The following is an 11,055-nucleotide window of genomic DNA, read 5'->3' as shown; positions in this document are numbered from 1 at the left end:
GATGTGTTGCCACTGGTTACTGTTCCCTCTAAAGTGAACTGCTCGTCTCCTTCATATAAATCATCTTCAAGCGTGCTTACAGGCACATTTACACTGGTCTGTCCTGCTGCTATTGTTACAGTGGTCGTTACAGGAGTATAGTCATCTCCTGCTAATGCACTGCCTGCTACAGTAACTACATCTACTACAGTAGCTTCTGTACTTGGGTTATCTATACTAACAACAAATACTGCTTCACTGCCCTCTGGAACTGTCACATCACTGATGCTTACAAAAGGAAGATCATCAGGATCATCAGTAATAGTACCTGTCGCCTCAGCTGTAAGATTCCTTGTATTATTCGTTTGCACTGAACCAGTTATATTAAAAGTTTCAGATAATTCATAAATATCATCTTCTAAAGTATTAACCACATAATCTGCAGATAATTGACCTGCAGGGATTGTGATAATTTGATCAACTGCAGCAGTATAGTCTAAACCTGCTTTTGCTGTATCATCTGAAGTATTTACTCGTATCACTACATCTTCTGCAGATGCCTTATTTAAAGAAAAAGTGAAAGTAAGTGGCTGACCCTCTTCAACCACAACCGGCTGAACAGATAAAGTTGGATCTGCCTCTACCAAAACAGTAACAGTAGCTTCACTTTCATCACCATCAATATCGGTTATGACATAGGTAAAACTATCTGAACCGATATAATCAATATTTGGGGTATATATAATTGTATCATCAGCTTGAGTAGCTGTTCCATTTGTATTCACTACAGCTGTTCCATTAACAGGATTTGTAACAATCACAACTGGCCCTGAAACCGACGGTCCGTCACCTCCAAAATCATCATTCTCTAAAATCGGCATAACCGCTTCATTATCCTCTGAAACAGAATATTGATCATCTACAGCTGTAGGAACATAACAAGCAGTCAAAGTATTATCTAATACAGCATCTGTATTATCCTGAGGAGCGCCAGCATTAAGAGGCACACCAAATTCATTAACACCAGAAGGAGTATTTGCTAAATTCAAATCAGCCGTAAGATCATTCTTTTTAAATGTACCTGCTCCTTCAATAGCATCTGGACAACCGTCATCATCAGAGTCCTTGTCTTTAGAATCTACAATACCATCCCCATCTGTATCTCTGTAAGTTTCTGTTAATACTCCAAAAATAAACCCGTGAGGATCTCTACCCTTAAATTCAATCTCAAATGATTCAGCATCTCTTGAGACATAGAAAAAAGTATACCCATTAGATTGTCTTGAATAAGGAGGAGAGGTTGATATAGCATTCCCTACAGCATTCTTCTCTGGAGGACTCTGCCCATTAAAATCACCATAAGTACCTGTAGCATAAACATCTACATTACCAATAACTCGCAAAGGAACACTTGAAATATCAGTTCCAAATTCTCCACCCTGCGATTGATACTCATTTCCTCCAAGACCAGCAATACCTATAATATAGGTATATTCTTCAGTAGGATCATCAGATAAATCCTTAGCAGCTACACCGTAATCAATTTTTACCTTTCGTTCATACGCTCCTCGCGGAACACCTCTAAGATCCAAATATTTGGTAGCAAAATCCACATCGCCACCATTAATATTTATTGTACTATTAGTAACTGGCGGTGGCTGATATATCCTCCACTGCTGCTCATCTCTACTTGAACTTGTTGGTTTAAAACCTTCTACCATAGATAAAGTAATCCCTCCGTTTGGTAAAGTCTTACTACCATTAGGCTGGAGTGGAAAAACACCAACACCATTTCTATTTAAATTATCTACTGTTTGTTGACTCGGATTTGCCAAAACAGCTGTTGATGCATTACCTTCATCTGCATCAAGAATACCATCATTATCATCATCATCATCACAATTATCAGGAATACCATCTCCATCAGTATCTATTCCTGTACAATAATCTGCGCATGAATCACCAGCAATCAAGAAAGAAATAGGCTGCTTATCACCTACTTGACAAGACTCTACAAATCCTGAAGAAGAAACACCCGTTTTCTGTCTTGGATTAAGCCTACCTTTATAAGTCGCAGAGGCCTGAAGATCATATGTAGAACCTGCCAAAGAACAATTTGAAGAAACATTTAAATTAAATGGAATTCGAAACTCAGTAGAAGTATCCTTTACTAATTCATTTGAAACACTAAAAGTCAACAACCTAGACGTAGGAATGTAAGAAGCAGTAACACCATCTGGCAAATTAGGAGCCGCTGAATACTCCAAACCAGCAGGAATCTCAAAATTAACTTTGAGATCCTCCATATCATCATTTCCTTGGTTTTTAATATCAAATGAAACTTCAAAACCTTGGTTAACATAAACGGTACGATCTTCCCCTAAGCTAGTTGCTAAAACCATAGGAACTAATTGCGGTTCGTAAACTTCGACCGCAAGACCTACTAAATAAAGACCGTACGTTTCTTGATTTGAAGTCAATCTTAAAACAGCACTCGTTTGATTGTTACCTAATAAATAATTATTGTTATTATTTAATTTAAAAACACCCGCATCAAAGCCTAAAGTATTTGTGCTTCCGGGAATTCTATTTGGAAGATCAGAACCATAACGTGTTATTCTACTATTAAAAAAATTGTCAGAAGGTCGTAAATCTGTAGAAATATCAGAATAACTATTAAAGGTATTTTTAATCTGAAGTTTATCTCCTGATAAATCACGATCACCTTCTAGTGCTCCAAATAAAATATCTGCATTTACAGACCCATTAGGAACAGTCTGAAAACCATTAACAGGAATATCGTAATTGTTTTCTCTAGAATTTCTGGTAACATTAGCAAAACCATCAAAAAGAGTAATATTTCTGTTAGGTAAATCATTATTTTCATAAACAAAAACTATTTGCCAACCAGCAGAAACACCTATATTATCACCCTCATGACCAATTAATGACCCTGTCTTAGCTTCAACATTTGCTACAGTATAAGTACCTTCATAAAAGTTCCCTAGAGCCTTTACCTGAGAAGTTATATCTTTCACACAAGCGTAAGGATCGTTTTGAAAATGTTCACTCCTCCCACGATACAATACTTCATCGGCAGTATATGTTGTATAATTAGTTTGACCCGGCAACTTTAATTTAACATCATTATAATTCCAACCTGACTGATTATCTGCTGTATAACCATTAGAATAAATGATCTCTTTGTCGCCAGCCGTCCAATACAAATATGCTTTAACAATACTTGAACAACTACCACTCCCTATCGAACCAAGGTTTGCGCTACTAGAATTAAAGGTAGAAGAATCACCATCGATATCTACATTTACAATATTAGTAAAATTATGATTTCCATCAGAGCCATTATATGAACCCGTAGAACTTGTAGATGTTAGGTTATTAGCAATTGTCGTGAAATTCCCGCTTAAAGTTTCAGAATAACGTACGTCAAAAGATTTTTTTAGCTGAGCCTGAGTTGAAAGACTAGCTAAAAAAAGAAAAACCCATAAAATAACAGGAGTAATTTTTATTTTCATATGAAATTCTATTTGGAGTTGGAATTACCCGGGTTTAATTGCTTTATAACAAAAGAGACTGCGCTTGATTCAGCACCACCCACAGGGTATATTTTTACATCAACACAGCTCCAAGAAGCTGCATCTAAATCTAGTTTAGTTGTTTTTAATATAAATTTCACCTTACCTGAAGCAGGTAAAGACAAAGAAGTTAGTTCAGATTCAGAGATAGTAAGCACTTCAAAAGATACTTCCGCATCGTCATACGTACCATCATTACAACTTATTAAAGAAGCTGCAACTGCTAAATTCTTTGAAGAATGAGAAAGATTTTCTATCTCAATAAAATATTTCTGATCTTTTTCAGTTATTGAATTACTGGCATCTCTTTCATAGGTCAATTTAATATCCTGAGAGGACAAATCTTGAGCAGAGAGATCAGCAGATCCACTAAAAAATAAACTCAAGAGCACAATGCCTGAGACGAAGAATCTAAAAACAGATGTAAAATTTTTAATCATAATAGAATTATAGCTGGGTATACGTAAATGCAACTGCAAAAGTTTTTAAAACAATTACTCAATATCAATAAAACTCCTAATGAGCTTAAGCTAAATTCATTACAAATGAAAAGAACCAACTAAAAACTCATCAAAACAAATCTATCCTACTGAAAACAATAGGTACTTAGGGGTATGAAAAAGTATTAAGTTGGGGAGACAAATATATTAATCGATTAACTCACAAATTATTGACCTCTTGCATTTTAGATAAAATACCTAATAAGTCGTAAAAAGACTTATTAAAGACATCACCATAACATCAATCACAAGTAAAATCCTACAATAAATCAATTTAGCTGCTTCATTATGCCCTAATAAAGTTCAAAAACAAAGCCTTATTTGTGCTAATTAAGCCCAAAAGAGAGATCATGATTGTTCTAATAAAAGGAAAGCAAAAATGCGCCCCCATAAAATATGCCTCTTATTTATGCTCAAAGATTGTCTGGCATAAAGTAATCTACAAACCTTATATTTGCCGTCTTAAATTTTATTTATGAGTATCAAAAAAGAAATTGCGCGTAGACGTACTTTCGGCATCATTTCTCACCCTGATGCAGGTAAAACAACACTTACCGAAAAGCTTTTATTATTTGGAGGTGCTATCCAAGAAGCAGGAGCGGTAAAATCTAATAAGATTAAAAAAGGTGCAACCAGTGACTTTATGGAGATTGAACGCCAGCGTGGAATTTCGGTAGCGACATCTGTTCTTGCATTTGAGTATAATGGCACAAAAATTAATATTCTTGACACTCCAGGTCACAAAGATTTTGCTGAAGATACATTTAGAACACTCACAGCGGTAGATAGCGTTATCGTAGTTATTGACGTTGCAAAAGGTGTGGAAGAACAGACCGAAAAACTCGTTAAAGTATGTAGGATGCGTAAAATTCCTATGATTGTTTTCGTAAATAAATTAGACCGAGAAGGAAAAGATGCATTTGAACTACTTGATGAAATCGAACAAAAACTAGATTTGACGGTGACTCCGCTGAGCTTCCCAATAGGAATGGGATATGATTTCAAAGGGATATACAATATATGGGAAAAGAATGTAAATCTTTTTAGTGGTGATAGCCGTAAAAATATTGAAGAAACCATAGAGATCGAAGACCTCAATTCTAGTGATTTAGACCAACTAATAGGAACGAAACCTGCTGAAACATTAAGGGAAGAACTCGAATTAATAAGAGGAGTTTATCCTGACTTCAACCAAGAGGCCTATTCTAAAGCTGAACAACAACCTGTATTTTTTGGTTCTGCTTTAAATAATTTTGGAGTGCGAGAGTTGCTAGATTGTTTTATTAATATTGCTCCTCCTCCAAGACCTAAAGAAAGCGAAGAACGTATCGTTAAACCAGACGAAAAGGATTTCAGTGGGTTTGTGTTTAAGATTCACGCCAACATGGATCCCAAACACAGAGATAGACTGGCATTTGTAAAAATAGTTTCTGGTGTTTTTGAGCGAAACACGCCGTATTTACACGTTAGAAATGGGAAAAAACTTAAATTTTCTAGCCCTAATGCATTTTTCGCAGAGCGGAAAGAAATCGTAGACATCTCATACCCCGGCGATATAGTAGGCTTACATGATACTGGGAATTTTAAAATTGGAGATACACTAACTCAAGGAGAAGAAATACATTACAAAGGAATCCCTGCTTTTTCACCAGAGCATTTTAGGTATATTAATAATGCAGACCCTATGAAATCTAAGCAATTAGAAAAAGGGATTGATCAATTAATGGACGAGGGGGTTGCTCAATTATTTACTTTAGAATTGAATGGCAGAAAAGTCATTGGCACTGTAGGAGCTTTACAATATGAAGTTATCCAATACCGTTTAGAACATGAATATGGCGCAAAATGTACTTACGAACCACTAAGTGTGCACAAAGCTTGCTGGGTAGAACCTAAAGACCCAAAGAGTGAAGAATTCAAAGAATTCCTGAGAGTAAAACAGCGTTTTATGGCAAAAGACAAAAGAGGGCAGTTAGTGTTTCTTGCAGACTCTCCATTCACGTTACAAATGACTCAGCAAAAATATCCTAATGTGAAGCTTCACTTTGTTTCAGAGTTTAAATAAAGCAAAATAAAAGCCTTAAAAGCTTTATTATTAAATTTACTTATGCAGGATTGTATTTTTGCAAAAACAGCTTTAAATACGATTTAAAAGAGTCATCAAACCCTAAGTTATTACATTTAGCTATAGACATCTTAAAAACAATAAGATTTATAAATAAAAAAATCCCTGAAGTAAATTTCAAGGATTTTTTTTTATGCTTGACCAGTTGGCCCAAAATTTAGAGGAATAGGATGCTTTTCATAATCCTTTATTTCCCCGTGTGCCTTTTCAAAGCGTTTCACGTTTTCTTGTAAAGCTTTAGCCAAACGTTTAGCATGTTGTGGTGTCAAAATTATACGGGACTTAACCTTACTCTTAGGAGTGCCCGGCATAATATTTATAAAATCAACCACAAATTCTGAAACCGAATGATTAATAATTGCAAGATTAGAATACTGCCCTTGAGCAGTAGCCTCATCAAGCTCTATATTTAATTGACCATTCTGATTCTTTTCATCTTCAGCCATATTCAGTGAATATTAGGAATAAAAAAAACAGCTTCATTTCTGAAGCTGTTTTCTATATAAAATAATTAATTAAAGTTTACTTCTTCGCGAGCTGCATTGAGTTCTTCGAGTTCTTGCTTACTACCTACGATAATCTTATCATATCTACGCAGACCAGTACCAGCAGGAATTCTATGCCCTACAATTACATTCTCTTTAAGACCTTCTAAACTATCTATCTTACCACTTACAGCTGCTTCGTTAAGAACTTTTGTTGTTTCCTGGAAGGAAGCCGCAGAGATAAATGATTTTGTTTGAAGTGAGGCTCTTGTTATACCTTGAAGAACCGGTGTTGCAGTAGCTGCAACTACGTCTCTTGCTGTTGCAAGATTCTTATCTTCTCTTCTTAGTATAGAGTTTTCATCACGTAAATCACGAGGTGAAATAATCTGACCAGGCTTAAGAGTCGCAGAATCACCAGCATCTTCAATAACTTTCATTCCGAAAATTGCATCATTTTCAGTAATAAAATCATCTTTGTGAACTAGTTGATTCTCCAAGAAGATAGTATCACCCGGATCTTGAATACGTACTTTACGCATCATCTGACGAACAACCACCTCAAAGTGCTTATCATTAATCTTCACACCTTGCAAACGATAAACTTCTTGAACTTCGTTTACTAAATATTGCTGAACAGCAGAAGGACCTTTGATTGAAAGAATATCTTCTGGAGTAACAGAACCATCAGACAACGGCATACCTGCTCTCACGAAATCATTCTCTTGGACTAAAATTTGGTTAGATAACTTAACTAAGTATTTCTTAACCTCTCCCAGCTTAGACTCAACAATGATTTCACGGTTACCACGCTTAATTTTACCGAAAGAAACAACACCATCAATCTCACTCACAACAGCTGGATTAGAAGGATTACGTGCTTCAAACAATTCAGTTACTCGCGGAAGACCCCCTGTAATGTCACCAGCCTTAGAAGACTTACGTGGTATTTTCACAAGAATCTTACCTATCTTAATTTTTTCTTCATCATCAACCATCAAGTGAGCTCCTACCGGTAGGTTATAAGAACGAATAATTTCATCCTTTTTACCCATAATATGCAATGTAGGAATCATTCGTTTGTTACGAGATTCAGAAATTACTTTTTCTTGGAAACCGGTTTGCTCATCTGTTTCAACTTGGTAAGTAACACCTTGTTCTATATTTTCATACTTAATCTTACCTGCAAACTCAGATATAATCACACCGTTAAATGGATCCCAAGAACATACAGTATCACCTTTAGTTACTTTATCTCCATCTTTCATAAACAACTGAGAACCGTAAGGAATGTTATTAGTACTCAATAAAATTCCGGTCTTAGCATCTACAATTTTAGCTTCAGAAGTACGAGAGATAACTATTTCTGAGATAGTACCATCTGGCGCTTCTCCTTGAACAGTCTTAAGGTCTTCAATCTCTAGACGACCATCAAATTTAGAAACAACCTTGTTTTCTTCAGAAATGTTACCCGCAATACCCCCCACGTGGAAGGTACGTAATGTAAGCTGTGTACCAGGCTCACCAATTGACTGAGCTGCAACAACACCTACAGCTTCACCCATTTGAACCATTTTATTGGTTGCAAGGTTACGACCGTAACATTTAGAACATATACCTTTAGGAGCCTCACATGTTAATGGTGAACGAACTTCTACACTTTCGATTGGAGCCTTAGTGATTTCTGCAGCTAATTCTTCAGAAATTTCCTGACCTGCCTTAACAATCACCTCAGTATTTAATGGGTTGATTACATCATTCAATGCAATACGACCTATTATACGAGCTTCAAGCGTTTCAACTATCTCTTCGTTTTTCTTTAACGCAGAAACTTCAACACCCCTTAATGTATCACAATCTTCACTGTTTACAATTACATCCTGAGATACATCAACAAGACGACGTGTTAAATAACCAGCATCTGCAGTTTTAAGTGCCGTATCCGCAAGACCTTTACGAGCACCGTGAGTAGAGATAAAGTATTCAAGAATTGAAAGACCTTCCTTAAAGTTAGAAAGAATCGGGTTTTCAATAATTGCCCCACCTCCATCATTAGATTTCTTAGGCTTCGCCATCAATCCACGCATACCGGTTAACTGACGAATCTGTTCTTTAGATCCACGAGCACCAGAATCAAGCATCATAAACACGGAGTTAAATCCTTGCTGATCCTCACGAATATTCTTCATAGAAAGCTCCGTAAGTGATGCGTTAGTTGATGTCCAAACATCAATAACTTGATTATAACGCTCAGAGTTAGTAATAAGACCCATATTATAGCTAGACATAATTCCGTCTACCTGAGTATTTGCCTCATCAATCATATCATATTTCTCTGCAGGAATAATAATATCACCTAATGAGAAAGATAATCCACCTCTAAATGCGAATGTATATCCAAGTGTCTTAATACTGTCAAGAAACTCAGCAGTACGAGGAACACTCGTTAATTTTAAAATTCTAGCAATTACATCACGTAAAGACTTTTTAGTCAATACTTCATTGATATAACCTGCTTCTTCAGGAACACTTTCGTTAAATAATACACGCCCTACAGTAGTATCAATAATCTGATAAACTAATTCACCAGCTTCATTGAAATCTTTAGTACGTATTTTTATCATTGCGTTAATGTTCACACGCTTTTGGTTGTGAGCAATAACAACTTCTTCTGCACTATAAAAAGTAATACCCTCACCCTGAATAGGATGTTCTGGAGTACTCTTACGCGCTTTAGTCATATAATACAGACCCAATACCATATCCTGAGAAGGTACTGTAACTGGAGCACCATTTGCAGGGTTAAGAATATTGTTAGAAGCAAGCATAAGCATCTGAGCCTCTAAAATAGCTTCTGGCCCTAATGGTAAGTGAACCGCCATCTGGTCACCATCAAAATCGGCGTTAAATGCTGTACACACTAACGGGTGTAACTGTATCGCTTTACCTTCAATAAGTTTTGGCTGAAAAGCCTGAATACCTAGTCGGTGAAGCGTAGGAGCTCGGTTTAGCAATACCGGATGTCCTTTAAGAACGTTCTCCAAAATATCCCAAACTACAGGCTCTTTTTTATCTATAATCTTTTTAGCAGACTTTACCGTTTTCACAATCCCGCGCTCTATCAGTTTTCTGATAACAAAGGGCTTGTAAAGCTCTGCAGCCATATCCTTAGGAAGACCACATTCGAAAAGTTTCAATTCTGGCCCAACAACAATTACCGAACGTGCAGAATAATCAACACGCTTACCCAGTAAGTTTTGACGGAAACGACCTTGCTTACCTTTTAAAGAATCAGAAAGTGATTTCAAAGGTCTGTTAGAATCAGTTTTTACTGCTGAAGATTTACGTGTGTTATCAAATAATGAATCCACAGCTTCTTGAAGCATACGTTTTTCATTACGCAAAATAACCTCTGGAGCTTTGATTTCCATCAAACGCTTCAAACGGTTATTACGTATAATAACACGACGGTATAAATCGTTTAAATCTGAAGTCGCAAAACGACCACCATCAAGAGGCACAAGAGGACGTAATTCTGGTGGAATAACCGGAACTACTTTCATAATCATCCATTCTGGTAAATTTTCGCGATTCTTGTTAGCATCCCGTAAAGATTCTACCACTTGAAGACGTTTTAATGCTTCAGTCTTACGTTGTTTCGAAGTCTCGTTATTTGCCTTGTGGCGTAAGTCATAAGACAACTCATTAAGATCAATACGTCTTAATAATTCAATAAGACATTCTGCACCCATTTTAGCGATAAACTTGTTAGGATCGCTATCTTCCAGATACATATTTTCTTGCGGAATAGACTCAAGAACATTTAGATATTCTTCCTCAGTAAGGAAATCCATCTTCTTCAATTCTTCTCCTTCTTCGTTCTTAGCTATACCAGGCTGAATAACTACATAGCGCTCATAATAGATAATCATATCTAATTTCTTAGATGGAAGACCTAAAAGATACCCTATTTTATTTGGCAAACTTCTAAAGTACCAGATATGCGCTACAGGCACAACAAGGTTGATGTGACCTACACGATCTCTACGTACTTTTTTCTCAGTAACTTCTACACCACAACGGTCACAAACAATACCCTTGTAACGTATACGCTTATACTTACCACAAGCACACTCATAATCCTTTACAGGACCAAAGATACGCTCACAGAACAAACCATCACGCTCCGGTTTGTGCGTACGGTAGTTTATAGTTTCAGGTTTTAACACCTCTCCGCGCGATTCAGCCAAAATCGCTTCAGGAGATGCAAGACCAATAGAGATTTTATTAAATCTCTTTACTGCATTCTTATCATTATCTCTTGCCATAATACCTTATGTCGAAAATTATTCTTTTTTAACTTCTATGAT

The 11,055-nt window shown here is 36.3% G+C and carries 5 protein-coding genes; 1 reads left to right on the top strand and 4 read right to left on the bottom strand.

The window, feature by feature from the left end; translation table 11 throughout:
* On the bottom strand, positions 1-3,515 hold a 3,515-nt coding region (locus BUB91_RS12560; RefSeq protein WP_254796104.1), incomplete at its 3' end, for a Calx-beta domain-containing protein.
* Between the two features lie 8 nt (positions 3,516-3,523).
* Positions 3,524-4,015, bottom strand: a complete 492-nt coding sequence (locus tag BUB91_RS12555) for a hypothetical protein (protein ID WP_128759381.1) — start codon at positions 4,013-4,015, stop codon at positions 3,524-3,526.
* A 535-nt stretch (positions 4,016-4,550) separates the two neighbouring features.
* On the opposite strand from BUB91_RS12555, the gene BUB91_RS12550 reads away from it, so the two are divergent.
* Entirely contained in the window at positions 4,551-6,140 is a 1,590-nt protein-coding gene (locus BUB91_RS12550; protein ID WP_073099626.1) for a peptide chain release factor 3, read from the top strand.
* A 191-nt stretch (positions 6,141-6,331) separates the two neighbouring features.
* Here BUB91_RS12550 and BUB91_RS12545 read toward each other — a convergent pair whose 3' ends face one another.
* Positions 6,332-6,646, bottom strand: coding sequence for a DUF3467 domain-containing protein (locus BUB91_RS12545; RefSeq protein WP_073099625.1), 315 nt, complete (start codon positions 6,644-6,646; stop codon positions 6,332-6,334).
* 65 nt (positions 6,647-6,711) lie between these two features.
* Positions 6,712-11,013, bottom strand: coding sequence for a DNA-directed RNA polymerase subunit beta' (gene rpoC, locus BUB91_RS12540; protein WP_073099624.1), 4,302 nt, complete (start codon positions 11,011-11,013; stop codon positions 6,712-6,714).
* Positions 11,014-11,055 lie beyond the last annotated feature (42 nt).

This window comes from Leeuwenhoekiella marinoflava DSM 3653 (assembly GCF_900129005.1).
Lineage (GTDB): Bacteria > Bacteroidota > Bacteroidia > Flavobacteriales > Flavobacteriaceae > Leeuwenhoekiella > Leeuwenhoekiella marinoflava.
The sequence above is the reverse complement of the archived record's forward strand: the minus strand, read 5'-3'. Positions and strand labels throughout refer to the sequence as shown.